The sequence below is a fragment of the Leifsonia sp. McL0607 genome, from assembly GCF_049993355.1.
Classification (GTDB): Bacteria; Actinomycetota; Actinomycetes; order Actinomycetales; family Microbacteriaceae; genus Leifsonia.
Genome location: NZ_CP188253.1, coordinates 2,155,936 through 2,181,241 on the forward strand (window position 1 = coordinate 2,155,936; position 25,306 = coordinate 2,181,241).

The following is a 25,306-nucleotide window of genomic DNA, read 5'->3' on the forward strand; positions in this document are numbered from 1 at the left end:
ATTCGTGCTCGTCGGGCCGTGTCTCGTCGTTCGGGCTCAGCGTTGCCAGGATGCGTCTGCCCGACGACTCCGGCGAGCCGGAGGCGATGCTCGCGGTCACCTGGTGGGACGGCTCCCGCTGCCGCCGGAGACCGTCGGCGAGCTGCGCGGCGGCGAGCTCCCTGACTGTTACGGATCCTGCGGTCGCGGCCTCCCGGTGGCGGAAGCGGCGGCGACGAGCGGGGGCCAGGCCTGGACGGTGTCGTTCACCGTGCTCCCGGACCACGCGACGAGCCCGTAGTCCTCGGCGGTGCGGAGCAGGTCGCAGCCTCCAATGGCCTCCGCTTCGCGCAGCGGCAGGGGGCCGCGCTCGCCGAGTGCTCCGACGAGAAGTCGCACGGGTGCGCTGTAACTTCCGAGCAGCCCGTCGATCTGATGGAGGAGGTCCTCTGTTCCACAGCGTGGCCGCCGCGCGTCGCCAGACTCCGTCGCTGCGCACGAGACGGCCGCGATCGCGGGCTGTCGTGGCGAGGAGCTGCACCAGCAGCGGCCGGCCGGCGGTCTGTGCCATCAGCAGGGCGACGAGGGCGTGGTCCACCTCTCCTTCGAGCACCTCGGACGCGAGCTCGTGTACGTCGCCCAGCCCGAGACCCGAGAGCCGGACGACCCGCTCCGGCCAGGACGGACTGAGCGTGCGGTCGGGGTCGTGCCGTCCGAATCCGGGCAGCTCGGTGACGAGGAAGTGGGCGTCCGTTCTCACACGAACCGTCTCCAGCACCCGGAGCGAGAACGCGTCGACGCGTTCCAGGCCGTCGATGGCGGTGATCGTCTCGGCGTTCACGGCCTGCGCGAGCGCGTCGGCCATCGCACTGGGCTCCTTGACCGGCGAAGCGCCGAGCGACCTCAGGAGCTGCGCGGCCAGATAGCCCGGGTGAGCCACGCCCAGGCCGTCGTCGACGACGGAGACGACCGGATGGCGGGAACGCTCGAGCAGCCGGATCGTGCGCCGGAGCACTGTCGAGCGCCCGCTGCCGCGCGCGCCGACGATGCGGACGGACCGTCCGCGCGAGAGCGCCCGGTGCGCGTCGTGGACGTCTGGGTCGGAGAGGTGCACGGCTGGCTTTTCGTGCGGAGGGGGCACGGTTCTGCCGGGGCTGGGGACATCTCGGATCATGCGGACGACCCAGTCGCATGAGTGGGCGCGTCGGCCGGATGGGATCCGCCGATAGCCGGTGCTCGCTCCGGCTAGGGGCGCTGGAGGGCGAAATGGAGTGTCGCCCCTCCTTAGTGTGCGGGCACCCGGCAGTGTCGCGCCACGGAGTTAGGCTTTCGTCTGTGAGCGGCATGCGAGGGATGGGCGGAGGCGGGATGCGATCCCGCGTCAGCGCGGGCGACGCGGACGCCCAGCGTGCGCTCAACGCCGAAGCCCCGCGGATACCGCACCTCTTTCGCCGGATCGTGACCCTGTTCGCGTCGTACAAAGGCGCGATCGTGGTCACGATGGTGCTCGTGCTGGTCGGGGCAGCGCTCTCGGTCGTGCCTCCGCTTCTGACTCAGCGGGCGTTCGACGACGGACTGTTCCCGAAGAGCGGGAAGCCCGACCTGTCCGTGCTCACCGAGATCGTCGTGCTGATGATCGTGGTCTTCGTCGGCTCGGCTCTCCTCGGCGTATGGCAGACGTATCTGACCGCCTCCGTCGGCAACCGGGTGATGGGCTCGCTGCGGGTGCGCCTGTTCTCGCACCTGCAGTCGATGGAGCTGAGCTTCTTCACGAAGACGAAGACCGGCATCATCCAGTCGCGGCTGCAGAACGACGTCGGGGGTGTCGCGAGCGTCCTCACCAACACGATTTCGAGCATCCTCGGCAACACCGTCACGGTGATCGCCGCGCTCGTCGCGATGCTGCTGCTGAACTGGCAGCTGACGGTCGTGGCCGTCATCCTGATGCCGATCCTGGTGATCGCGCAGCGGCGGGTCGGCCAGGTGCGTGCGCGCATCGCGACCAAGACGCAGGAGTCGCTGTCGGACATGACGGCGATCACGCAGGAGACGCTGAGCGTGTCCGGCATCCTGCTGTCCAAGAGCTTCAACCGTCAGGCTGCGGAGGTGGAGCGCTACTCCGACGAGAACCGTACGCAGATCCGGCTGCAGGTGTCGCAGGCGATGAGCGGCCAGTGGTTCTTCGCGATGGTGAACATCTTCCTGTCGTCGATCCCGGCGATCGTCTACTTGGTCTCGGGCTGGCTGATCCTCGGGGGCGCCACCGACATCACGGCGGGGACCATCGTCGCGTTCACGACCGTGCAGGCCCGGCTGCTCTTCCCGCTGCTGGCGCTGATGCGCGTCGCGCTCGACCTCCAGACCTCCGGTGCGCTGTTCGCCCGCATCTTCGAGTACCTCGACCTGAAGCCGGCCATCGCGGACGCTCCGGACGCCGCTCCCGTCGACCCGGGCCGCGATCTCGGCCGCATCGAGTTCGACCACGTCGGGTTCCGCTACCCCGACGCCAGGGAGGGGGAGCGCAACACGCTCGATGACGTGTCGTTCGTGATCGAGCCGGGCGAATTCGCCGCGTTCGTGGGTCCGAGCGGAGCGGGCAAGACCACGGTGAGCTACCTCATCCCGCGCTTCTACGACGCCACCTCCGGGCGCATCCTCTTCGGCGACACCGATCTGCGCCGGCTGCAGCAGGACTCTCTGGTCTCGCACATCGGCGTGGTGAGCCAGGAGACCTACCTCTTCCACGCGTCCATCGCCGAGAACCTGCGGTACGCGCGGCGCGACGCCACGATGGCGGAATTGGAGACCGCGGCCAGGCAGGCGAACATCCACGAGACGATCGTCTGCTTCCCCGACGGCTACGAGACGATCGTGGGCGAGCGGGGTTACCGCCTCTCCGGCGGCGAGAAGCAGCGCATCGCGATCGCCCGCGTCCTCCTCAAAGACCCGGAAGTGCTGATCCTCGACGAGGCGACGAGCGCGCTCGACACCATCTCGGAGCGGGTCGTGCAGCAGGCTCTCGACACAGCCTCGCGCGGCCGGACGACGATCGCGATCGCCCACCGGCTCTCCACGATCGTCGCGGCGGACGTGATCTTCGTCATCGACCACGGACGCGTCGTCGAGCGCGGAACGCACCGGGAGCTGCTGGAGCTCGGGGGCGTGTACGCGCGCTTGTACCACGAGCAGACCGAGACGGCCGTCCTCGACCGCGATTAGGGCGCCGAGGGGCCCGAACGCCCCTGAAACGCCCAGCCTTGCGGGCGTTTACTGCCCGTCGATCGGCGCCGATGTTAGACTCACCTAACATTCGGATCAGCGGAGGCGATGATGGCGCTGAATGTCGTGGAGCGGCAGTCGCGCGCACGCCCACGGCTCTGGCTGCTCCTCGGCCCGGCGTTCGTCGCAGCTATCGCGTACGTCGACCCGGGCAACGTCGCCGCCAACCTCACTGCGGGCGCCCGTTACGGCTATCTGCTCGTCTGGGTGCTCGTCGCCGCGAACGCGATCGCTGTCTTCGTGCAGTACGAGTCCGCGAAGCTCGGCATCGTGACGGGCCGCAGCCTCCCCGACCTGCTGGGCGCCCGGCTCGGAACGGCCGGTCGCCGCGCCTACTGGGCGCAGGCCGAGTTGGTCGCGGCCGCGACCGACATCGCGGAGGTGATCGGCGGCGCGATCGCGCTCAACCTTCTGTTCGGCCTGCCGTTGCCGCTCGGCGCCCTGATCGTCGGCGCCGCTGCCATTGGGATCCTCGCGGTGCAGTCGCGACGCGGCCAGCGACCGTTCGAGGCCGTGATCCTGGCGCTGCTCGGCGTGATCGCGGTCGGCTTCCTCGCGGGGCTGGTCGTCAGCCCTGTGGACTGGCGGGCCGCAGCGAACGGGTTGGTTCCGCGGTTCGACGGCGCCCCCACCGTGCTGCTGGCGGCGAGCATGCTCGGGGCTACGGTGATGCCGCACGCGATCTACTTGCACTCCGCGCTCGCCCGCGATCGCCACGGACCCAGCGGCGATGCCGGTCGCGTGCGGACGCTGCTGCGCGCTACGCGTCTCGACGTGGTCCTCGCTCTGGTGCTCGCGGGGGCCGTCAACATCGCGATGCTCCTGCTGGCGGCGTCGGCCCTGCCCGGTGCGGCCGGAACCGACACCATCGAGGGCGCACACGCGGCGATCGGCGAGGCGCTCGGGCCGGTCGTCGCCGCCGTGTTCGCGATCGGACTGCTGGCGTCGGGCCTGGCCTCCACATCGGTCGGCAGTTACGCGGGGGCTACCATCATGAGCGGATTGCTGCGTGTGCGCGTGCCGCTGCTCGTGCGGAGGATCGTCACGCTCATCCCCGCGGTGATCATCCTCGCGCTGGGGGTGGACCCGACGTGGGCGCTCGTGCTGTCGCAGGTGCTCCTGAGCCTCGGCATCCCGTTCGCGATGATTCCGCTGCTGCGTCTCACCGGATCGCGGGAGCTCATGGGTGCACAGGCCGACCGCGGGTGGGTCCGCTGCGTCGGCGCGGGGATCGCGGGGCTCGTCGTCGTGCTCAACCTCGCGCTCGTCGTGTTGACGTTGATCGCTTTGTGAGCAGTTCTTGCATGATGGGATTTTTGCATCCAGTATGCATATATGAATACTGACGCCCAGGGTGTGTAACTTCAATAGTTGTCATTGTGAAAAGAGTTTCGAAGGGATAGAGAAGCTGAGATACAAGAGCACCGAGAAGTCTTCGGAGTGACAGCGGGAGACCCGAGTCGCCACACTCTCGTCGGCCAAGGGCTGACCGACGGGCATCGTGAAGAGGCCAGCTCTCCGCAATGAACGCGGTGAGATACTGCAAGAGGTTTGGAGTTCGGTCGAATGAAAACGCTCGAGAGACGTCGCCCCGGAGCCCTTCCTCCGGAGTATTCGTCGTTCGTGGATCGGCGCACGCAGCTGGCCGCAGCCCGCACCGCGCTGGGCGAGACCCGGCTGCTGACCCTGCTGGGGCCCGGCGGCGTCGGCAAGACGCGGTTCGCCATCCGGCTCTCCCAGAGCGTGCGAAAGCTCTACCCTGCCGGGCTCTGGTTCATCGATCTGAGCGGGGTGAGCGCGACCGGATCGGTGGTCGACGAGGTCAACAGGATCGTCGGAGCGCAGGGCGTATCCGGCGACGGGGCCGAGTCGATCGCGCAGTTCTTCGGAGACGGGCGGGGACTGCTCGTGCTCGACAACTGCGAACAGGTGGTCGATCAATGCGCCGAGCTCGTCAGCGGGATCCTCCTCGAGTGCCCCGGGATCTCGGTCATCGCGACCAGCAGGGCGCTGCTGCGCATCGCGCCGGAGCGGGTGTTCCAGGTGGAACCGCTCGAACCGCCCGATCCGAACCGAGAGACGCTGTCTCCGGCCGTGAGCCTCTTCCTGGACCGCAGCGCGTCCGTCCTGCCCGATCCCAGCGTGGCCGAGTTGGAGGCGATCGCCGAGATCTGCCGCCGACTCGACGGCATGCCGCTCGCGATCGAACTGGCAGCGGCACGGGTGCGTGTGATCTCGCCCGCGCAGATCCTCGAGCGGCTCGCGGAGCCGCTCGGCTTCCTCTCGAGCGGACACCGCGACCTACCCGACCGCCAGCAGACCATCCGGGCCGCCATCACGTGGAGCTACGATCTCTGCACCGACGTCGAGCGCGGGTTGCTGCGGAGGATGTCGGTCTTCGTCGGCAGCTGGGAGTTGGACGCCGTCGAGTGGATGTGCGGCTCAGAGGGGAACGAGCTCCCCCTCGACATCGTGCAGTCACTGCTCGACAAGTCGATCATCTTGCGACGACCCTCCAACGACGTCGTCTATTTCGGCATGCTCGACACGGTTCGCCGGTTCGGAATCGAGCAGTCGACGCCCGACGAGCTCCAGGAGGCCCGGTCGAGGATGCGCGACTGGTACCTTGCGCGACTGGCCAGGCTCGAGGCGGAGTGGTATGGACCCAACCAGGCCTACTGGCTCGCGCTGACCAGAACGGAGCTGCCCAACATCCGTGCCGCCCTCGAGTTCTGCATCGCCTCCGGCGACGCCCAGAGTGCCGCTCGGCTCCTGATCACGGGATGGCGTGTCGTGTGGCAGGCGCACGGGAGGACGGACGAGCTGTACCGGTGGGCCCTGCGTGTCCTCGAGCTCGGAATCCCGCAGACGCCGGAAGGCGCCCAGCTCCTGACCATGCTCGGTGTCTTCGCGCTCGGCAAAGGTGAGGCGGAGCCCGGGATGCAGCGGATCGCGCAGGCCGAGGCTCTGGCCGAACAGCTGGACGACGATTACAGCAGAGCCCTGGTGCTCCATGTGCGCGCCCTCGTCTCACGCGGGCCGGGATCGCTCGAGCTGCTGTACGAGGCGCTGAGGTTGGAGGGCGGCTCGACCGCCAACCCCGCACGGTCGAACCTCGAGGAGACGATCGCCATAGTCGAGTACGGCCTCGGCGACGAGGCGGCCGCGGAGCGGCGCCGGGAGGCGCTCATCGCGCGTTCCGTGCGAGCAGGCGAGTCGTTCGAGACCGCGTTCATGCTGACCAACTCGGGGACGATCGCGACCAGGAAGGGCGACTTCGAGAGCGCGATCCGGATGCTCCGACAGGCTTTGAGTCTCAACCAGAACCTCGAGAACCCGTTCGCGATCGCCATGGCGGAGGAGACGCTGGCCGACGCAGCTGCTGGTGCGCGCGACTTCGTCCGGGCGGCGACACTCCTGGGGATCACCGATGGGGTCGGCGGCTCGGGCGGTGTCATGGCTTCGTTCGTGCCGAACGCGCGCGGATTCCGTGCCGCGATCATCGAACCGACAGTCGCCGCGCTGGGGGTGCGGGCCTACGAGGCGGCCTACGCCCGGGGCAGGGCACTCACCGAGGCGGAGGGCATCGCCTACGGGCTGGGCGCGCAACTTCCCGGGGGCTCGGCTGCGCGGCCGTCGTCGGCCGGCGTCGGTGGGCTGTCGGCCCGTGAGAGCCAGGTGGCCGCGCTGGTCGGGCAGGGACTGACCGACCGGCAGATCGCCGACCGGCTGGTGATCTCGCGACGTACAGCAGAGGGCCACGTCGCCAACAGCCTGACGAAGCTCGGGTTCACCTCGCGTGCGCAGCTCGCCGCCTGGAGCAGACGCCCCGACGCGATGTCCGGCTGAGCCGTCGCCGACCCTCAGCCCGCCGCGACCCACACCGCGGCGGCGGCCGTCGCGCCGAGGACCACGGGTTCGCCGTCGATGTTCGCCGTCACGTCGCCGGCGAACGCGCGGTGCTCGTCCACCGTCAGCGTGGCGTCCAGGCCGATCCCGCGCTCGCCGAGGTAGCGGAGCACCGCCGGGTCGGCGTCGGAGATACGCACGACGATCAACGGCACACCGGTCTGCGCCGACAGCAGCGGCACCCCGTCCGGCCGGCGCGGCGTGCCGTCCGCAGTAGGGATCGGGTCGCCGTGCGGGTCGCGCGCGGGGTATCCCAGCCGCTGGTCGATGCGGTCGACGAGCGCGTCGGAGACGGCGTGCTCCAGCACCTCGGCCTCGTCGTGCACCTCGTCCCAGCCGTAACCGAGCTCCTCCACCAGGAAGGTCTCGATGAGCCGGTGCCTGCGCACCATCGCGACAGCGCCGCGCCGGCCGGCGTCGGTGAGCTCGATGCCGCCGTACGGCTCGTGCACCAGTAGCCCCTGATCGACGAGCCGACGGATCGCGTCCGACACCGTCGCGGCGCGCACACCCATCCTCTCCGAAAGCTGCTTGACCGTGATCGGGTCGCCAGACCACTCCGTCGCGGACCAGATCAGCTTCAGGTAGTCCTGTGCCACAGGAGAGAGGTCGGACACCGGCATGACCACGAGTCTAGGCAGATATCGAGTGGTGGACGAAGCGCGGCGACGATGTCAGAGCCACCAGCCACTCGACGGGTCCGCGCCGCCAGCGTTGTCTGATGAGCCAGGCGGCGATGAGGGACCCCGCACTCAGCGCGAAGAGGATCGACCACTTGTCGTCCGTCATCCCGGTCAGTCGCGTCCAGAGGCAGAGAGCGGCGATGTGCGCGAGATAGAAGGTCAGAGTCATGCTGCCCAGGGCGGTCAGAGGCCTCAGGAACGGGGCGGCGGGCGTCGCAGCCAGCCCGCAGCAGGAGGTGATCGCGATGCAGGCGAGCCCCAGGCCCTTGAGCAGCTCGGGAGCGGACCCGCTGTGCGGCTCGAGAGTCCCGAGGGTCATCGCGCTCAGGAGGGCGGCGGCGACGACGAGACAGATGCCGGTAGTACCGAGAGCGAGCAGACGCCCCCTGCCGGTGAGTGCGACCCTGGAGATCGCCAGCCCCGACAGCGCCCAGAATTCAACCAACGCAGCGCGAGCGGACTGTTCGGGCCGATCGGTGCGGTGTGTGCGACGAAGACGCCGAAAGCGCGAAACCTCGCGCAAGATCTATACCGGTGATACGCATCATTTCAGACTAGTAGGTTGGCCCGTCGAGAGGCGCTCGGCTGAAACACGAACCCTCATGCCTGAGCGCCCTGTTACGGTTGACCGCGTGAAGTACGCAGAGACCATCACAGACTTGGTCGGCGACACTCCGCTCGTGAAGCTCAACAGGCTGACCGAGGGGATCGCGGCGACGGTGCTCGTCAAGCTCGAGTACCTGAACCCCGGAGGTTCGTCCAAGGACCGCATCGCCTCCCGCATCATCGACGCTGCGGAGCAGGACGGGCAGTTGAAGCCCGGCGGCACCATCGTGGAGCCGACGAGCGGCAACACCGGCGTGGGCCTCGCGCTCGTCGCCCAGCAGCGCGGCTACCGGTGCGTGTTCGTGCTGCCGGACAAGGTGGGCGAGGACAAACGCAACGTGCTCACCGCGTACGGTGCGGAGATCGTGGTCACGCCCACCTCCGTGCCACCTGAGCATCCGGACTCCTACTACTCGGTGTCCGACCGGCTCGCCGCCGAGATCCCGGGCGCGTTCAAGCCGAACCAGTACGACAACCCGAACGGGCCGCGCAGTCACTACGAGACCACTGGTCCCGAGATCTGGCGCGACACGGACGGCCGCATCACGCACCTGGTGGCGGGCGTCGGAACCGGCGGCACCATCTCGGGCACCGGTCGGTTCCTCAAGGAGGCCTCGGACGGCCGGGTCCGGATCATCGGGGCCGACCCTGAGGGCTCCGTCTACTCGGGAGGCACCGGCCGGCCCTACCTCGTGGAGGGCGTCGGCGAGGACTTCTGGCCGGGCGCGTACGACCCGACGGTCGTGGACGAGGTGATCCCGGTCACCGATGCCGAGTCGTTCCACATGACCAGGCGGCTCGCGCGCGAAGAGGGGATCCTCGTCGGCGGGTCGAGCGGCATGGCCGTGGTCGCCGCCCTCCGCGCGGCGAAGGAGCTGACGGCCGACGACATCGTCGTCGTCATCCTCCCGGACGGCGGTCGCGGCTACCTGGCGAAGATCTTCAACGACAAGTGGATGCGCTCCTACGGGTTCAGCGAGGTGCCCGACGAGGCCACCGTGCACGACGTGATCCGCACAAAGCGCGGCGACTTGCCGGACCTCGTGCACGCGCACCCGAGCGACACCGTGCACGACGCGATCGAGATCATGAACACCTACGGCGTCTCACAGCTGCCCGTCCTGACGGCGGAGCCTCCCGTCGTCATGGGCGAGGTCGCCGGCGCGCTCGACGAGCGGTCGCTCGTCGACGCCGTCTTCAGCGGCCGCGCTCGCATGAGCGACCCCGTCGGCGCCCACTTGGGGGAGGCGCTGCCGCTGATCGGCGTCAACGAGCCGGTCACCGCCGCGCGGGCCGCGCTCGCCATCGCCAACGCGCTGCTGGTCACGGAGGACGGCAAGCCCGTCGCTGTGCTGACCAGGCAGGACCTCCTCACCTATCTCAGCGAGTAGCAGCTCGCGCCTCACCCTCTCGACCTCGTAGGAGCTAGATCCCGATGACCCACGGTTTCGCCACGCGCGCCATCCACGTCGGCCAGGAGTTCGACCCCACCACCGGGGCGATCATCCCGCCGATCTACCAGACCTCGACGTTCGTGCAGGACGGCGTCGGCGGGCTGCGCGGCGGTTACGAGTACGGTCGAGCGGGCAACCCCACCCGCACCTCACTCGAGACGCTGCTCGCCTCCCTGGAGGGTGGCGTGAGCGCGCTGTCGTTCGCGTCCGGTCTGGCGGCGGAGGACGCGCTGCTGCGCGCCGTGCTGCGCCCCGGCGACCACGTGGTGCTCGGCAACGACGTGTACGGCGGCACCCACCGGCTGATCGACCGCATCCACGGCGCCTGGGACGTGCGCAACACGACCGTCGACCTCGGCGACCTGGACGCGGTGCGCGCGGCGCTCGCCGTCGACGGAACGCGCGTGCTCTGGATCGAGACACCCAGCAACCCGCTCATGAAGATCTGCGACCTGGCGGCCCTGGTCGAGCTCGGCCACGCCGCACGCGCGCTCGTGGTCGTCGACAACACTTTCGCCTCGCCGGCCCTCCAGCAGCCGCTCTCGTTCGGCGCCGACGTGGTCGTGCACTCGACCACGAAGTACCTCGGCGGACACTCGGACGTCATCGGCGGCGCGCTGGTCTTCGCCGACGCCGAGCTCGCCGAGAAGGCGCAGTTCATCCAGTTCGCTGCCGGCGCGGTCTCGGCGCCGATGGACGCCTGGCTCACCGTACGGGGCATCAAGACCCTCGACGTGCGCATGCAGCGGCATAGCAGCAACGCGCAGGCGATCGCGGAGGCCCTGGTCGGCCGCCCCGGCATCGACGCCGTCTACTATCCCGCGCTGCCGGACCACCCCGGTCACGAGCTCGCCGCCGCTCAGATGAGCGGCTTCGGCGGGATGCTGTCGGTCGCCCTCAGCGGGGGAGCTGACGCCGCACGCCGGTTCGCCGAGTCGACCCAAGTGTTCCAGCTGGCCGAGTCGCTCGGCGGCGTCGAGTCGCTCATCGGCTACCCGTCGGAGATGACGCACGCGTCCGTCCGCGGCACCGAGCTGGAGGTCCCGGACAACGTGATCCGCCTCTCGGTGGGCATCGAGGACGTCGCGGACCTCCTCGCCGACGTGGAGCGGGCGCTCGACCTGGTCAGAGTCAGCTGAAGCTCCCGGGGAACGACGGCTGACTCGCGGAGCGGCGGTAGCGCTCGTAGACCACGCGGGAGGCGAACGTGCGGGTCTCGACGAGGTCGAGCATGAGCGGCTCGGCCAGCGGCGGCAAGTACGGCGTTCCTCCGCCCACGACCACCGGGTCGCGGAACAGGCGGAGCTCGTCGACAAGCCCGGCCCGCAGCGCTGCCGACGCCAGCCCCGCGCCACCGATCGAGATATCCCTCCCTCCCGCCTGCGCCATCGCCGCCGCCAGCTCGTCGGCGACGCTTCTCCCGGCCAGCCGCGCGTTGCCGGAAACGCGGTCGAGCGTGCGGCTGAACACCACCTTCGGGAGCGCGCGCCAGACGTCGGCGAACGCGGCACCGGCCTCGGTCGCCCGCAGCGAGGGATCCGTCTCCCAGACCAGCATCGTCTCGTACAGCCGACGACCGCACAGGTAGGCGCTGAGCTCCGACACCTGCGCGAACGAGAACGCGAACTGCTCGTCGTCGGGGGCCGTCCAGCCGAAGCCGCCGTCGCGATCGGCGATGAAGCCGTCGACCGACACGCTCATGGAGTAGACCAGCATCAGCCCACCCTCGGGGGCGCCGCGGCCTCCCGCCCCACCACCGACCGGTCGGCGAACGGCCCCAGGCGCGCCGTGGTGCGCCCCAACTGTGGGAGGCCCGTGTCGGGATGCGCGGCCGCGACGACATTGACGGAGTAGTCCAGCGCAGCGGAGGGGGCCATGCCGGGAGTCTAGAACGCCGACCCGTCGCCACGTGATGAATCCGGCCAGGTCGCGTCTGACTGAGCGGACGGACGCCGCTCCTGTCCGGAAGCGGCTGTCCCGTCATCGGGACGGTGAAGACGTGCGCGTGACGCGAGCGTGGCGAACAGAGGACGAGAGCCGCGACTGGTCGATCAGGACGACGCGGCAGCGGCGCGAACGCGACGGCGCCATCGCGGCCGCCGTCACCGGGATCCTGAGCATCGGCATCTCGCTGGGCGCGGTGCTCGCGGCCGGCGACCGAGGCCTGGCGGAGGCGGCGCGGGGCGGGGTGCTCCTCGGCGGGATCGTCGCGGTCTGCGTGCTGGCCGTCGGCGCGATCGCCACCGAATCGCTCGCCTGTCGCTGACGTCATCGCTGACGTCATCGCCGAGGGGCACGTTAACGCCCCTAAGACGCGCGCTTAGGGGCGTTAACGTGCCCCTCGACCGCAGCTTTCTCGCGAGGTGACGGGCGCGCGGAGGGCGGATTCAGCATTCGGGTATTGCTCAGTGCGGGCCCCTCACCGATTATGGAGGCGTGAGGACTTTCGGGGTGGAGGAGGAACTGCTCCTGGTGGACGAACGCGGTGTCGCGACTCCGGTCGCGCCGTTCGCGCTAGCCGATGCTCCGGCCGGATCAAGGGATCGCCTGGGTGCCGAGATCCAACAGGAGATGATCGAGACGCAGACGCGCCCGCAGCTCGGCTCCGACGATCTCCTCGCCGACATCGTCGAGGGCCGTACGCTGGCCGACGCTCTCGCCCGCCGCCACGGAGCGCGTGCCGTCGCCGTCGCGATGTCGCCGCTGCCGCTGCGTCCGCACGCGACACCCGACCCGCGGTACGACCAGATGATGGCACGGTACGGGATCACCGCCAAAGGCACCCTGGTGTGCGGTTGTCACGTGCACGTCGCCATCCATTCGCGCGAGGAGGGCGTCGCCGTCCTCGACCGCATCCGCACCTGGCTGCCGACGCTGCTGGCGCTCAGCGCGAACTCCCCGTTCGTGGGCGGAGTGGACACCGGGCACGCGAGCTACCGGTTCGTGGCGTGGCACCAGTGGCAGAGCGCCGGACCGACCGACATCTTCGGCTCGGTGGAGGCCTACGACGGCTTCGAGCGGCTGCTGGTCGAGACCGGCGTCATCCTCGACAAGGCGATGCTGTATCTCGACGCACGCGTGTCGCACAAGCAGCCGACGGTTGAGGTCCGGGTCGCCGACGTCTGCCTGGACGCGCGCGACACCGTGGTGCTCGCCGCTCTGGTGCGCGCCCTCGTCGACACCGCCGTCGACGAGTGGCGTTCGGGTGTCCCACCGCTTCCCACCCCGTCCGCGGCCCTCCGTCTCGCCGAATGGCAGGCGGCGCTCACCGGTGTCGGCGGGATGCTGCCGCACCCGGTGTCCGGCCGCGAAGGCACGGCCCCTGCCGCGATCGACGCCCTCCTGACACACACCGCCGCCGCCCTTCAGGCGAATGACGACCTCCAGCTGGTGCGGCGCGGAGTGGTCCGGATCCTGCAGAGCGGCGGGGGAGCGGGCCGGCAGCGAGCGGCTCACGAGCGGCGCGGGAGGATGCGCGATGTAGTCGCCGAAGCGATCGCCATGACCCATGACGTCAGCGAACAGGGCGACGACCGGTTCGTCGCGTAGCAATCCCTTCCGCACGCGCCCGGACACGTTTATCCTTCGGACATGACGGGGAAGGAACTCGCCCACCAGCACGCCGTCTACACGTACGGCTCGCTTCCGCTGACGCTCATGTACAGTCCGACGGCGACGGCGGCGTGGGAGGTGTACTTCGGCGGCGACTACCTCGGACTCGTCGAGGAGGCGCACACCGTCGGCGACCCGTGGCCGTCGTTCGTCGCCCGTCCTCCCGGTGAAGAGGAGACCGGCGACGGCATCCCCGCCCGCGACTGGCGGGTCGCCGTGGAGTTGCTGGCGGCGCGCGCGGGGCTCTGAGCGCGGCCCCTCACTCCGTCAAGTCGACGGGCTCGGTCACCCGTTCGAGCTCCGGCAGCTGCCACGATCCATCGAACCACGGCTCCAGCGGCGGCGTGCCCCGGCTCGGTTCTTCCGGAGTCCTGGCGGACTTCGCTACGAGATTCCGGAGGGACGGACTCTTGTGCGGTGTGTCGTCTGTGACCTCCGGAGTTGCCTGCATGGCCCGCGGCGTGTCCGTAACTCCGGAACCACCTGGGGACACGCCGGTGTTGGGGTCGTTTCGCCGGAGATTCTAGGCGTGTGGGCCGCGAACTCCGGAATTGCTCGCAGTAGCCCGCGCTGTCGCGGGAGACAGCGTCTCCGAAACGTCGCCTGGACCCAGCAACGACAAGACACACCTCGGCGGGACCGCCCCGGTCAGAAGGCGAACTGGGCCCACTCGGCTCGCGCCAGGTTCTCGCGCTCGCCGTGGCGCTCCACCACCCAGTGCGACGGTGTCCCCGCCAGATACGTGCACAGGACCGTCTCGCTGCTCCAGCCGTCCGCGGAGCGGATCCATCGCACCAAGTGGATGTCCTGCCCCGGTTTCGGCGCATTCCCGATCGGCGTCTCATAGGTCGTCACGCTGCACCCCTTCCCAGTTGTGCACCCGGTCCCTCTGATGGAGGCGCGACGAATCGCCCCTCGCCAGGTCGGGACTGGCTCCTTCACCCGACCCTAGTGGGGTACAAGCTCGGGGGACAAGGGGATTCAGGTGAACGGCGATGGGACGGCTTTTCGGGACGCGGATCCGGCAGCTGCCGCCACGGGTCAGATCCCCGGGTCGTCCTCGTCGTCCGCTGTTGCGTCGTCCTCGGGCTCGAAGACGCCGTCGGCGTCGTACGGGCTACCGCCTTCGCCCTCGGCGAGGGCGTCGACGTCGATGGGCTCGCCGGAGGGCGTCTCCGGCCAGTTCTCTTTCGCATCGGTCATGCGGCGATCGTAGGCCGAACGGGGCACCGGCAGAACCTCCCAGTCGACGACCGCCTCGCGTAACGTCGGGGACGAGAGGAGAACGAACGATGGAGTACACCCGACTGGGCTCGACCGGTCTGACGATCAGCCGCCTCGCGCTGGGCTGCATGAGCTTCGGAGACACGTCGCGCGGCTTCAACGAGTGGGCGGCTCGCCGACGAGGGCGCCGCCCCGATCTTCCGCCAGGCGGTGGAGGCCGGGATCACGTTCTGGGACACGGCCAACATCTACGGCTACGGCAGCTCGGAGGAGATCGTCGGCCGCGCCATCCGCGAGTACACCCGTCGTGAGGACGTCGTCCTCGCGACGAAGCTGAACTTCAGAATGCACGACGGCCCCGGCGGCGCCGGGCTGTCGCGCCGGGCGATCCTGGAACAGATCGACGCGTCGTTGCAGCGGCTCGGCACCGACTTCGTCGACCTTTACCAGATCCACCGCTTCGACCCGCTGACGCCGGTCGAGGAGACGATGGAGGCCCTGCATGACGTGATCAAGGCCGGCAAGGCCCGCTACATCGGCGCGTCCTCGATGTGGGCGTGGCAGTTCGCCAAGCTCCAGCACGCGGCCGACTTCGGCGGCTGGACGCGGTTCGTGACCATGCAGGACCAGTACAGCCTGATGATGCGCGAAGAGGAGCGCGAGATGTTCCCGCTGCTGGCCGACCAGGGCGTCGGCAGCCTCCCGTGGAGCCCGCTCGCGAAGGGCCGGCTCACGCGTCCGTGGGGCGAGCAGACCCTGCGCGGCGACACCGATCCGCTGCAGGCGCGGTTCACCGAGGAGCACGACAGGCCGATCGCGGAGGCCGTGCAGCGTGTGGCGGAGGCCCGCGGCGTGCCCATGGCCCAGATCGCGCTGGCATGGGTGCTGCGGAACCCGGTCGTGGACGCGCCCATCGTCGGGGCGACCAAACCGCACCACCTCCCCGACGCTGTCGCCGCCGTGCACCTGGAGTTGACCGACGAAGAAGCCCGCCACCTGGAGGAGCCCTACACCGTAACCCACCCCACCGGCTATTGATCCAGTTGGCAGAACACGCCGCCTCGCACGGGGGCGAGGCGGCGTGTTCTGCCAGTTCGAGGGTGGGGCTCTAGGCCTCGGGGGCGGGCTCGGCGATGGACGCGCGCACGGCGTCCATGTCGAGTCCCTTCACTTGGCCGATGAGGTCCTCGAAGGTCGGCGCGGGGAGGGCGCCCGGCTGCGAGAACACCAGGATGCCGTCGCGGAACGCCATGAGGGTCGGGATGGAGGTGATGCCGGCGGAGGCGGCGAGGGCCTGCTCCGCCTCGGTGTCGACCTTGCCGAACACGACGTCGGTGTGCTCCTGCGAGGCCTTCTCGAAAATGGGGCCGAACATGCGGCACGGGCCGCACCACTCCGCCCAGAAGTCCACGAAGACGATGTCGTTCTCGGTGATCTTCGACTCGATGTTCTGCGCGGTCAGCTCGACGGTCGCCATGGGTTTCTCCTAGAGGTCGAGGGAGGCTGCGGCCGTCGGGTGAATCCGGCCGCACCGAGTGGAACGGTACGCCCTGGTCCTGAATTCCCCGAACCCACCCGGGGCGGCTCAGGCGATCGCGCTCTCCCGTCGCAGAATCGGGACGAAAGACCGCCAGGTAGCCATCCGCCACAGCCACTCCAGGGGCCCGTACCGGAAGCTGCGCAGCCAGAGCGCGCTCACCGCGCTCTGCACGACGATGATCGCGACGGCGAGCAGGATCGCGACACCGGTGGACTCGTGTGACGGGAAGCCGAACGGAGGAGAGACGACCATCACGATGAGCGACGCGCCGATGTAGTTCGTGAGCGCCATCCGGCCGAGCGCCGAGAAGCAGGCCGTGAGCACGGCGCGGAAGCGGGTGCGCCAGAGCAGGGAGAGTCCGGTGATGTACACGACGGCCATCGCGGCTCCCGCGGTGACGCCGGCGCCCACGAAGAGTCCCGCCAGCTGGAAGCGCGGGTCGCCCGGCTGGGTGGTCTGCCACCAGAGCAGCGGGACGGTAACGATCACCGCGGCGACGAACGACCAGCGCACCGCGCGGGTGCCCTTCTCGAGCGCCGACAGCACGCCGGAGCCAGCAGCGGCGTACCCGAGCAGCAGGAGCCCGGGGGTGGCGCCCGCCCCGAATCCGAACACGACGATCGCGGTCAGCGTGAGCGCACCGCCGACGATCCAGTGCACGAGTCGAGGCGTGAAGAGCATCAGCGGGAGGACGAGCAGCCCGCAGATCGCGTAGAGGCGGAGGATGTCGCCGGGGTAAGCGAACGTGTGCAGCAGGCCGATACCCAAGAGCGCGGCGAGTCGGCAGAGCAGGGCCAGCCAGGGCCGCCGACCCGCGCGTTCGGCGCTGCGCGCGACGAACCACATGCTCGCCCCGAACATCAGCGAGAAGATCACGACGACCCTGGACTGGACGCCGAACCACAGGAAGATGTCGGTTGGCGTGATCACGCGGGTCGTCGACGTGGCGAGCATCGTCATGTCAGGGAGGTTGACGAGCAGGATTCCGGCGATTGCCACGCCGCGCAGCGCGTCGAGGAAGCCGAGGCGGTCGAGTGAGGGAGGCCGTTTCGTGGTCTGATTCACCTTGGAATGCTACATCAAACACCTGACGTGACGTCGACTGTCACCCTCTACGATCTGACGACGTAGCGGTCTCGTTCGAGGGGCACGTTGATGCCCCTAAAACGCGGTTTTAGGGGCATCAACGTGCCCCTCGGCGTCGGAGGCGGTGGGCTGGCCGCCGATGAGCGGAGGATGGCAGCGGATGGACGGCGGGATGTCGGTGGCTCGCGCCAGGATGGTCGGGTGACGGAAAGCACGCCCTCCACCACGCGGCTGCCGGCGGGGCGACCCGTCGAGCATCGCGGCCACCTCGGTGTGGCTGGAGGCGCCGCTCTCTACGTCGCTGCCGTGCTCGGCACGGGCATCCTGGTGCTCCCGTCGCTCGCCGCGGCCGCGGCGGGGCCGGGCGCCATCCTCGCCGTGGCCGCCCTCGCGCTCATCTCGGTGCCGCTCGCGGCCACTTTTGCCGCGCTCGCCCGTCGGCATCCCGACGCGGGAGGCGTCGCCACCTTCGCCCGACGCGCGTACGGCCCGACGTCGGCGCGCGTCGTGAGCTACTGGTTCTTCTTCGGCACGCCGATCGGCGCTCCGATCGCCGCGCTGATGACGGCGCGCTACGTCGTCGCCGTGATCGGCGGGGATGCCACTCAGACGATCCTCATCGCGGTCGCGCTCATGGTCATCCCCGTCGTGGTGACTGCCTTCGGCGTGCGATTCGCCGCCTCCGTGCAGCTCGTCCTGTCCGGCGCGCTGGTCGCGGTGCTCATCTTCGTCCTCGCCGCCGCCGCGCCGCATGGCAGGGTCGAGAACCTCGAACCGCTCCTCCCCCACGGCTGGTCCGGCGTCGGGCTCGCGATGAGCCTCTACATCTGGGCGTTCGCCGGCTGGGAGGCCGTGGCCGGCATCGGCGGCGAGTTCCGCAACCCTCGGCGCGACATCCCGCGCGCCACCGCCCTCGCGCTCGTGATCGTCTCGGTGGCGTATCTGGCGATCCAGACGGTCACGGTGACCGTGCTGGGCAGCGCAGCCACCGCCTCCGCGGTGCCGCTGCTCGACCTCGTCGACGCGGCGACGGGCTCCGGCGGCGGCGTGGTCGTCGCCGTGATCGCCGCGATCGTCGTGACGGGCGTGTTCAACGCCTACCTCGCGGCCTTCAGCAAACTGGGCGCGGCGATGGGCCGCGACGGCGACCTCCCGCGCTGGTTCGGCCGCGGCGCCGAGAACGGCGCGGTCGCCCGACGCGGGCTGCTGCTCTCGGCGGTCGTCATGGCGCTGTACTCGGTGGTCGTGCTGGCCAGCGGCAACCTCCAGCCGTTCATCCTCGTGCACACCAGCATCGCCGCAGCGGTCTACGGCCTCGGGGTCGCCAGCGCGATCGTCCTGCTGCCCACCCGGTCGGTCGGGTGGTGGATGGCGGTGCTGTCGTGCGTGTTCGCCGCCGGGCTGCTCGCGCTGGCCGGATGGCACCTCGTCTTCCCTGCCGGCATCGCGGGGATCGCCGTGGTGGTCGGAGCGTTCGCCCGGCGCGGGAGGCCCCGTCCCGCGTAATGGGTGGACGCTCCTCATCCGGAGGAGCAGCGCGGGCAGCAGCCCGCAACGCGACACCGCGGGGAGGGCGTCGTGACCCACGACCCTGTGCCTCACGGCCCGGGGCACGCGCCGCCAGCATGCGCGACGTGGCACAGCTGGCCGGCGTCTCGCATCAGACGGTCTCGCGCGTCATCAACGACCATCCCAACATCCGCGACACGACCAGACAGCGGGTCCTCGACGCGATGGGGACGCTGCACTACCGTCCCAACCGCGCCGCACGCGCCCTCGTCAGAGCACGTTCGCGCACCCTCGGCGTGCTCTCGACGACGGCTGCGGCCCTGTACGGCCCGGTTTCGAGCATCAATGCCGTTCAGGGCGCGGCCCGTGACGCCGGGTATTACCTCGCCGTCGCCCAGCTCTCCGAACTGAACGCCGAGGGGATCGCCGGGGCCCTCGACCACCTGGTGTCCCAAGGCGGTCGAGGGCATCATCGTGATCGCGCCGCAGGATCTCGTCCTCGAGCAGATCTCGGGCTCCGGTCTGACGGTGCCGTACGTCACCCTCCAGGGCGGCGCAGAGTACGTCGCGCGCGAGCTCACCGTCGACCAGGAGGCCGGCGCCCGGGCAGCGACGGCGCATCTCGTCGGCCTGGGTCACCGCTCGATCCACCACATCACCGGCCCGCTCCAGTGGTTCGAGTCGCAGGCCAGGGTCTCCGGCTACACGCGCGAGCTGGAGGCCGCCGGGCTGCGCGTGCCTCCGCTCCTGGAGGGCGACTGGTCGGCCCAGTCGGGCTACCGCGCCGCTTGCGAGCTCCTGAACGACCCGATGGGTGACCGCCGTCTTCGCGTCGAACGACCAGATGGCTCTCGGCGTCTGTCACGCAGCGCAGGAGGCCGGCCGGCGCCTCCCCGACGATCTGAGCGTGGTCGGGTTCGACGACATCCCGGAGGCCGCGCACTTCTGGCCTCCCCTGACGACCGTGCTGCAAGACTTCACCGAGCTCGGCCGCCGCAGTGTCGAACGCCTGATCGCCGAGATCGAGGGAGGTGAGGTCCCCGGCCCGGTGAGCCTTGTCCCCGAGCTGATCGTCCGGGCGTCCACGGCACGACCTCCTCGCTGATCGGGGCCGCGGCGGCGCGACCTCTGTGGCAGGACACGCCGCGTGAGCGCATGGGATCGCGACGTGTCCTGTCACATAGTTCGCGCGGTCGTACCGGTCCTCCCTGATGTCGCACGGAGGCCATAGGCTCGGAGGATGAGCACCCACCGGGGATCGACGACGGCGTCGGGGCAGCTCTCGAAGCCAGAAGGGGTGCTCGCGCCCCGCTATCGCTGGGTGAGCATCGGCATGTGCCTTCTGGTCACGCTGGCCGCGTTCGAGGCGCTCGCCGTCACGACGATCATGCCTGCCGTCAGCCGGGAGCTCGACGGGGCCGCGCTGTACGCTTTCGCGTTCGCCGGGCCGCTCGCCGTCGGCGTCGTCGGGATGGTGCTCGCGGGCACCTGGTGCGACCGCGGCAACCCACGCAACGTGCTCTACGCGTCCGTCGTGCTGTTCGCCGCCGGTCTCACGCTCGCCGGAGCCTCGTCGACCATGCCGCTGTTCGTCACCGGGCGGCTCGTCCACGGGCTGGGCGGGGGCGCCCTGACGGTGGCGCTCTATGTGATCGTCGCGCGTGTCTATCCGGCGCGCCTCCACCCGAGCATCTTCGCGGGCTTCGCCGCGGCGTGGGTCGTCCCGTCGCTGATCGGGCCCGTGATCGCCGGCGCTGTCGCCGAGACGGTGGGCTGGAGGTGGGTGTTCCTCGGCGTCGTCGCGCTGGTGTTCCTGGCGATGCTGATGGTCGTCCCCGCCATGCGCAGTGTTCACGGCCCGGAGCATCGCCCCGAAGGCGGAGGCCGCGAACTCGCGCGGGTGGGCTCGGCCGCCCTCGTCGCGGCTGCGGTGCTCGGACTGACACTCGCGGCGGAGGCCCGCGGGCCGGTGCAGTGGATCGTGCCCGTGGTCGCGGCGGTCATCGCGGTGGCAGCACTGCGCCCGCTGCTCCCGCGAGGTGTCCTGCTCGCGCGCCGCGGGCTGCCGAGCGTGATCCTGGTCCGTGCGATCGTGGCGGGCACGTTCTTCTCCGCCGAGGTGTACGTGCCGCTGATGATGGTGACGCAGTACGGTGCGTCCCCGGCGATCGCCGGGCTCGCGCTGACTGCCGCCGGTCTGAGCTGGGCCGCCGCCTCGTGGGCTCAGGGCCGGTTCCCCGCGATCGGGAACCGACTCGCCGCCCGTCTCGGCGCGCTCGGGCTGACGATCGCGATCGGGTCGCTGCTGGCCACGGCGCTGACCGGTGCTTCGCCGGTCGTCATCGTCGTCGGCTGGGCCTTCGCCGGATTCGGCATGGGGCTGCTGTACCCGCGGCTGGGCGTGCTCACTCTCGAGTACTCCACGCCCGCCGACCAGGGCTTCAACAGCTCGGCCCTCTCGATCGCCGACTCGACGGGCTCCGCCATCGCACTGGCAGCGACGGCGATCGCGTTCTCTGCGCTCGGCGGCGGGGCGTCGCCCGTGGCGTTCGCGGGGGTGTTCGCCGTGAACGGCCTGCTCTGCGTCGCCGCCTGGCTGTGCGGCCCGCGCATCCTGGCGCGCTGATCCCGTGACGCTGACCTGACGCGCTGATCCCCTGGCGCCCTAATCCCGTAACGGGCTGACACGACGTGGCCCGTCAGCGCCCGTCACGATGCGTTGACCGCTGCGTCTCCCTTCTCGCCCCGTGCGCCGGCAGTGTCGGCCGGGTCGCCCTGCCGGCGACTGGCGAGCAGGAACGGGATGCCGATCAGCTCGATCGCTCCGCCGACGACCAGCGAGGTGCCGTACCCCCAGAGGTCCGCCGCACGCCCGAGCGCCGGTTGGATGACGACGCCGCCGAGACTCCCGAACAGCGAGTCGAACGACAGCACGGTCGCGCGCTGCTTCGACGGGATCATGTCGTTGAGGTAGGCCTGCCGCACCGGCCCGGCGACGGCGAAGACGAAGCCCCACACCACCAACAGCACCACCGCGAACCAGAAGAAGGCCGTCAGCCCCAGCAGCACCAGCACGACGATGCTGGTCAGCGACGCGCCGATCACCGTCGTCGTGCGCTTGGCGAACAGCCGCCGCAGACGCGATGCGACGATCCCGCCCGCCACCTGCGCGAGCGAGAGGATGGCCGCTGCCAGTCCCGCGATCGAGTACGCCGTCGGGTCGCCGTAGAGCTGGAGCAGGTACGGCTGCAGGGCGTAGAACGCGTAGATCCCGACGCCAGAGGCGAACGGGGCCGAGAGGATGACGTACCGTACGGAGCGCTTGCGCATCCCGTGCTCGATCGACTGGGACAGGATGTTCCTGGTCGCCTTCAATGGCCCCATCGACTTGTCGGGGGTGAAGCCGAGGTCGCGCATCGCGACGAACGCGAAGACGAACATCAGCACCAGCACAGCCGCCCGCAACAGGAACGGCACCCCGAGGTTCGTCGCCTGGGCGATCACGCCGCCGAGGACCGAGCCGGTGAACATGGCGACGCCGGTCACGACGAGCCCGCGCCCGAAGACCGCCTCCAGACTCCCGGTGTAGCCCGTCGCGGTGAGGGCGTCGACGAGCCAGGCGTCGACGGCGCCGGAGAAGAAGGTGAAGCCGAGCCCGAGGAGCATGGAGGCGAGAGCCCACCACACGAACGGGGCATGCCAGAGCCAGAGCAACCAGTACAGAGCGGTCGAGAGCGACAGGGTGATGGTTCCGAGCAGGTACGAGGCACGTCGCCCGATGGTGTCGGCGACCACGCCGGTCGGGATCTCGAAGATCACCATGCCGGCCGTGAAGAAGGCGTTCGCGGCGAACGCTTCGAAGTTGGTGAGTCCGGCGTCGAGGAGGAACAGCGTGTTGATGCCCCAGATGAAGGAGGCCGCAAGCGTGTTGCCGAGCAGCAGCGTCAGGTAGACGCCCTGCACCCGGCGGGCGGAGGGGGTCATGGAGTCGACCCGCGTGTTGCCGTCATGGCGCATATCATCGTCCCCTGACGGACGGTGCGCCAGGCCTCCTTCTCGGCGGCGGCGCTGCCGGCCGATTTGAGTGTGGCAGGGTGTTGGCATGGCCACTGTCGTCTTCGCCCCCGACTCGTTCAAAGGCTCCGCGACTGCGACCGAGGTGGCGACGGCGCTCGCCGAGGGGTGGATGTCTGTGCGCCCGGACGATCGTGTCGTGCGGGCCCCGATGGCGGACGGCGGTGAGGGTACGCTCGACGCGTTCGAGATCGCTGTGCCGGGCTCCAGCCGCCGCGCTGTGCGCGTGACCGGCCCCGACGGCGTCGAACGGGATGCGAGCTGGCTCGCTCTGCCCGACGGGACCGCAGTGGTGGAACTGGCGGAGACGAGCGGGATCGGCCTGATGCCGTCGCTCGCCGCGTTCGACGCTCAGACGTTCGGGTTCGGCCAGGCGATCGCCGCCGCTCTGGACGCCGGTGCGACGGGGCTACTGCTCGCGATCGGCGGAAGCGCCTCCACCGATGGCGGCGCCGGGATGCTGAGCGCCCTGGGTGCCCGGCTGTTCGATCCGACCGGCGCGGAGGTCGTCGCGGGCAACCGGGGGCTCGCGGAGCTCGTTCGGGTCGACCTCACTGGGCTGCGCCCGCTTCCGCCCGGCGGGGCGCGCATCCTGAGCGATGTGACGAGCCCGTTGCTCGGGCCGGACGGAGCTGCCGCGGTGTTCGGTCCGCAGAAGGGCGCCGCGGAAGCCGACGTGCCGGAGCTGGAAGCGGGGCTTGCACGCCTCGTCGTGGCGTTGAGAGAGGCCGGGGTGGAGGTCGACCCGCAGACGCCTGGCGCGGGCGCAGCCGGTGGGACGGGGTTCGGTCTCCTCGCCTGGGGCGCCGAGCTGGCGCCGGGGTCGGCGGCCGTGGGGGAGGCGCTCGGCCTGCCGGCCGCGCTTGCGGCCGCGGACGCCGTGGTGACCGGGGAGGGTCGCTACGACTCCCAGTCCGCGGCAGGCAAGGTACCCGAATACATCGTCCTTCTCGCCGCCGCGGCCGGCATCCCGGCGCTGCTCGCCGCAGGCTCGATCGCAGCCGATCCGCGCGGCTTCGCCGGCGCCGCCTCCCTCTCGGAGCTCGCGGGGGGCTCCGCCGCCGCGATCGCCGAGCCGCTGCGCTGGGCGCGCGCCGCCGGCTCCGCCCTGGCCAGCGGCTTCACTCCGCGCTCGCGCCGCTGACACCCCACGCCTCCGCATCGAGTGCTGTGAAGAGCGGTCCCCGAAGCGACACTCGCGTCGAATGCGCAGAGTCACCTTCGCCGCGAATGTCGCGAAACGCTCCATGAAAGCAACATTCGCCGCGAATGTGCACAACCCACATTCGCTGCCAAACGCGACACGCTCGCCGCGAATGTTGCGAAAGGGGGTGCCAGACGCGACATTCACCGCGAATGTGTGCCGGCTAGGTGTAGTTCCCCGTGAGGTTGTGAACGCGGGCTGAGGGGACGAGGCCGCCGATTCCGGTGTGGGGTCTGTGGTGATTGTAGTGATGGAGCCAGGTGTCGTAGGTTGCGGCTCTGGCTTCGTCGCTGAGGTAGGCGTGCGCGTAGGCCCACTCGGTGGCCAGGGTGCGGTTGAATCGTTCGACTTTCCCGTTGGTCTGCGGCCGGTAGGGGCGCGTGCGCCGGTGCTTGACTCTCGTGCCGAGAGCGTCGGCGAACAGTTTCGACCGGTAGCACGCACCGTTGTCGGTCATGACCGCGGTGACGGTGATCCCAGCGGCGGTGAAGAACGCGTTGGCGCGCAGCCAGAATCCGGCGGCGGTCTCTTTGCGCTCATCGTTCAGGATCTCCGAGTAGGCCAGCCTGGAGTGGTCATCGATAGCGTGATGCAGGAACGCATAGCCGCGGCCGCGGTGCCGGGACGGTGCTGCTGCCCGCCCCAGGACTCGGTGGCCACCACCATCGGGGATGCGGCCGAGCTTCTTGATATCGACATGGACCAGCTGGCCGGGGCGAGCGTGCTCATAACGGACAGCCCTCGGTTTGCGGATAGGGAGCCCGGTCGCTTGATCGAGGTGGTGCAGTAGCGGCATCCGATACCGGGCCAGCACCCTGCCCACGGTGGAACGGGGAACACCGAGGTGGTAGCTGATCCGATGCGGACCCCACCGCCACCTGAACCGCAACGCCACGATCCGGCGCTCCAACCGGGCCGGACACCGATTCGGGGACGAGTGCGGGCGGGAGGGTCGGTCGGTCATCGGCAAGCCTGCGCGTGCCCGATCGACCCACCGTTTCGCCGTCGCGGGCGAGCACTGGAACCGTTCCGCCACCCGCCGCAATGACCACCCGCGCTCCAGAACCAGCTCGACCAGCCGTCGACGCCCTTCCGGCGTCAACGGTGCATTAGCGTGAGTCACGAAGACCTCCGTTGGCTAGATGTG

General features: G+C 69.9%; 23 protein-coding genes and 2 pseudogenes. 14 read left to right on the forward strand and 11 right to left on the reverse strand.

All coding sequences use genetic code 11. The features are described 5' to 3' along the window. Positions 1 to 168 precede the first annotated feature (168 nt). On the reverse strand, positions 169 to 378 hold the full coding sequence (locus ACPPVW_RS10465) for a hypothetical protein (protein WP_426623067.1): 210 nt from the start codon (positions 376 to 378) through the stop codon (positions 169 to 171). A 190-nt stretch (positions 379 to 568) separates the two neighbouring features. Between ACPPVW_RS10465 and ACPPVW_RS10470 the strand changes: the two genes are divergently transcribed. The 4 genes from ACPPVW_RS10470 (at position 569) to ACPPVW_RS10485 (ending at position 7,107) form a co-directional block, all read left to right on the forward strand. Next, the gene (locus ACPPVW_RS10470; protein ID WP_426623068.1) at positions 569 to 1,174 is read left to right on the forward strand and encodes a hypothetical protein; all 606 of its coding nucleotides are present in this window, start codon (positions 569 to 571) and stop codon (positions 1,172 to 1,174) included. A 149-nt stretch (positions 1,175 to 1,323) separates the two neighbouring features. Beyond that, complete coding sequence (locus ACPPVW_RS10475; protein WP_426626283.1) at positions 1,324 to 3,198, forward strand: ABC transporter ATP-binding protein; 1,875 nt, start codon at positions 1,324 to 1,326, stop codon at positions 3,196 to 3,198. Positions 3,199 to 3,309: 111 nt separating this feature from the next. Next, positions 3,310 to 4,551 (forward strand): Nramp family divalent metal transporter, encoded by a 1,242-nt coding sequence (locus ACPPVW_RS10480; RefSeq protein WP_426626284.1) that lies wholly within the window; start codon positions 3,310 to 3,312, stop codon positions 4,549 to 4,551. A 273-nt stretch (positions 4,552 to 4,824) separates the two neighbouring features. Next, positions 4,825 to 7,107: an ATP-binding protein gene (locus ACPPVW_RS10485; RefSeq protein ID WP_426623069.1), complete on the forward strand. Its 2,283-nt coding sequence runs from the start codon at positions 4,825 to 4,827 to the stop codon at positions 7,105 to 7,107. Positions 7,108 to 7,121: 14 nt separating this feature from the next. Here ACPPVW_RS10485 and ACPPVW_RS10490 read toward each other — a convergent pair whose 3' ends face one another. Both ACPPVW_RS10490 and ACPPVW_RS10495 read right to left on the reverse strand, forming a co-directional pair. Further along, positions 7,122 to 7,790 carry a metal-dependent transcriptional regulator gene (locus ACPPVW_RS10490; RefSeq protein ID WP_426623070.1) on the reverse strand — a complete coding sequence of 223 codons (669 nt, stop codon included), beginning with the start codon at positions 7,788 to 7,790 and terminating at the stop codon, positions 7,122 to 7,124. A gap of 10 nt (positions 7,791 to 7,800) precedes the next feature. Beyond that, entirely contained in the window at positions 7,801 to 8,295 is a 495-nt protein-coding gene (locus tag ACPPVW_RS10495; RefSeq protein ID WP_426623071.1) for a DUF418 domain-containing protein, read from the reverse strand. A 187-nt stretch (positions 8,296 to 8,482) separates the two neighbouring features. Between ACPPVW_RS10495 and ACPPVW_RS10500 the strand changes: the two genes are divergently transcribed. Both ACPPVW_RS10500 and ACPPVW_RS10505 read left to right on the forward strand, forming a co-directional pair. Continuing rightward, complete coding sequence (locus ACPPVW_RS10500) at positions 8,483 to 9,847, forward strand: cystathionine beta-synthase (RefSeq protein WP_426623072.1); 1,365 nt, start codon at positions 8,483 to 8,485, stop codon at positions 9,845 to 9,847. A gap of 44 nt (positions 9,848 to 9,891) precedes the next feature. Beyond that, a complete protein-coding gene (locus ACPPVW_RS10505; RefSeq protein WP_426623073.1) occupies positions 9,892 to 11,049 on the forward strand; it encodes a cystathionine gamma-synthase in 1,158 nt (385 codons plus the stop codon). On the opposite strand, the gene ACPPVW_RS10510 is transcribed toward ACPPVW_RS10505, so the two are convergent. Further along, entirely contained in the window at positions 11,042 to 11,626 is a 585-nt protein-coding gene (locus tag ACPPVW_RS10510) for a dihydrofolate reductase family protein (protein WP_426623074.1), read from the reverse strand. The two genes, ACPPVW_RS10505 and ACPPVW_RS10510, sit on opposite strands and share 8 nt — an antisense overlap. Next, on the reverse strand, positions 11,626 to 11,787 hold the full coding sequence (locus tag ACPPVW_RS10515) for a hypothetical protein (RefSeq protein WP_426623075.1): 162 nt from the start codon (positions 11,785 to 11,787) through the stop codon (positions 11,626 to 11,628). Before ACPPVW_RS10515 ends, ACPPVW_RS10510 begins: the two co-directional genes overlap by 1 nt. Positions 11,788 to 11,915: 128 nt before the next feature. Between ACPPVW_RS10515 and ACPPVW_RS10520 the strand changes: the two genes are divergently transcribed. From ACPPVW_RS10520 to ACPPVW_RS10530, 3 genes are all read left to right on the forward strand, one after another. Continuing rightward, positions 11,916 to 12,176, forward strand: coding sequence for a hypothetical protein (locus tag ACPPVW_RS10520; RefSeq protein ID WP_426623076.1), 261 nt, complete (start codon positions 11,916 to 11,918; stop codon positions 12,174 to 12,176). A gap of 170 nt (positions 12,177 to 12,346) precedes the next feature. Beyond that, complete coding sequence (locus ACPPVW_RS10525; protein ID WP_426623077.1) at positions 12,347 to 13,459, forward strand: carboxylate-amine ligase; 1,113 nt, start codon at positions 12,347 to 12,349, stop codon at positions 13,457 to 13,459. A gap of 42 nt (positions 13,460 to 13,501) precedes the next feature. After that, positions 13,502 to 13,771 carry a hypothetical protein gene (locus ACPPVW_RS10530; protein WP_426623078.1) on the forward strand — a complete coding sequence of 90 codons (270 nt, stop codon included), beginning with the start codon at positions 13,502 to 13,504 and terminating at the stop codon, positions 13,769 to 13,771. 399 nt (positions 13,772 to 14,170) lie between these two features. Here ACPPVW_RS10530 and ACPPVW_RS10535 read toward each other — a convergent pair whose 3' ends face one another. Next, complete coding sequence (locus tag ACPPVW_RS10535; RefSeq protein ID WP_426623079.1) at positions 14,171 to 14,377, reverse strand: hypothetical protein; 207 nt, start codon at positions 14,375 to 14,377, stop codon at positions 14,171 to 14,173. A gap of 186 nt (positions 14,378 to 14,563) precedes the next feature. Next, positions 14,564 to 14,725 (reverse strand): hypothetical protein, encoded by a 162-nt coding sequence (locus tag ACPPVW_RS10540; protein WP_426623080.1) that lies wholly within the window; start codon positions 14,723 to 14,725, stop codon positions 14,564 to 14,566. Between the two features lie 89 nt (positions 14,726 to 14,814). On the opposite strand from ACPPVW_RS10540, the pseudogene ACPPVW_RS10545 reads away from it, so the two are divergent. Further along, positions 14,815 to 15,784: pseudogene (locus ACPPVW_RS10545) on the forward strand (aldo/keto reductase). A gap of 70 nt (positions 15,785 to 15,854) precedes the next feature. Here the strand turns inward: ACPPVW_RS10545 and trxA are convergent. Both trxA and ACPPVW_RS10555 read right to left on the reverse strand, forming a co-directional pair. Continuing rightward, on the reverse strand, positions 15,855 to 16,223 hold the full coding sequence (gene trxA / locus ACPPVW_RS10550; protein ID WP_426623081.1) for a thioredoxin: 369 nt from the start codon (positions 16,221 to 16,223) through the stop codon (positions 15,855 to 15,857). Positions 16,224 to 16,331: 108 nt separating this feature from the next. Beyond that, positions 16,332 to 17,351, reverse strand: coding sequence for a DUF418 domain-containing protein (locus ACPPVW_RS10555; protein ID WP_426623082.1), 1,020 nt, complete (start codon positions 17,349 to 17,351; stop codon positions 16,332 to 16,334). A gap of 222 nt (positions 17,352 to 17,573) precedes the next feature. Here ACPPVW_RS10555 and ACPPVW_RS10560 point away from each other — a divergent pair, with 222 nt between their 5' ends. The 3 genes and pseudogenes from ACPPVW_RS10560 (at position 17,574) to ACPPVW_RS10570 (ending at position 21,507) form a co-directional block, all read left to right on the forward strand. Further along, positions 17,574 to 18,878, forward strand: coding sequence for an APC family permease (locus ACPPVW_RS10560; protein ID WP_426623083.1), 1,305 nt, complete (start codon positions 17,574 to 17,576; stop codon positions 18,876 to 18,878). 119 nt (positions 18,879 to 18,997) lie between these two features. Continuing rightward, positions 18,998 to 19,986 (forward strand): annotated as a pseudogene (locus ACPPVW_RS10565) (substrate-binding domain-containing protein). 135 nt (positions 19,987 to 20,121) lie between these two features. Further along, positions 20,122 to 21,507, forward strand: coding sequence for an MFS transporter (locus ACPPVW_RS10570; protein ID WP_426623084.1), 1,386 nt, complete (start codon positions 20,122 to 20,124; stop codon positions 21,505 to 21,507). Positions 21,508 to 21,590: 83 nt separating this feature from the next. Here ACPPVW_RS10570 and ACPPVW_RS10575 read toward each other — a convergent pair whose 3' ends face one another. After that, positions 21,591 to 22,865, reverse strand: a complete 1,275-nt coding sequence (locus ACPPVW_RS10575; protein WP_426626285.1) for an MFS transporter — start codon at positions 22,863 to 22,865, stop codon at positions 21,591 to 21,593. A gap of 118 nt (positions 22,866 to 22,983) precedes the next feature. Between ACPPVW_RS10575 and ACPPVW_RS10580 the strand changes: the two genes are divergently transcribed. After that, entirely contained in the window at positions 22,984 to 24,099 is a 1,116-nt protein-coding gene (locus ACPPVW_RS10580) for a glycerate kinase (RefSeq protein ID WP_426623085.1), read from the forward strand. Between the two features lie 223 nt (positions 24,100 to 24,322). Here the strand turns inward: ACPPVW_RS10580 and ACPPVW_RS10585 are convergent, their stop codons facing one another. Beyond that, complete coding sequence (locus tag ACPPVW_RS10585; RefSeq protein WP_426623086.1) at positions 24,323 to 25,282, reverse strand: IS481 family transposase; 960 nt, start codon at positions 25,280 to 25,282, stop codon at positions 24,323 to 24,325. Positions 25,283 to 25,306 lie beyond the last annotated feature (24 nt).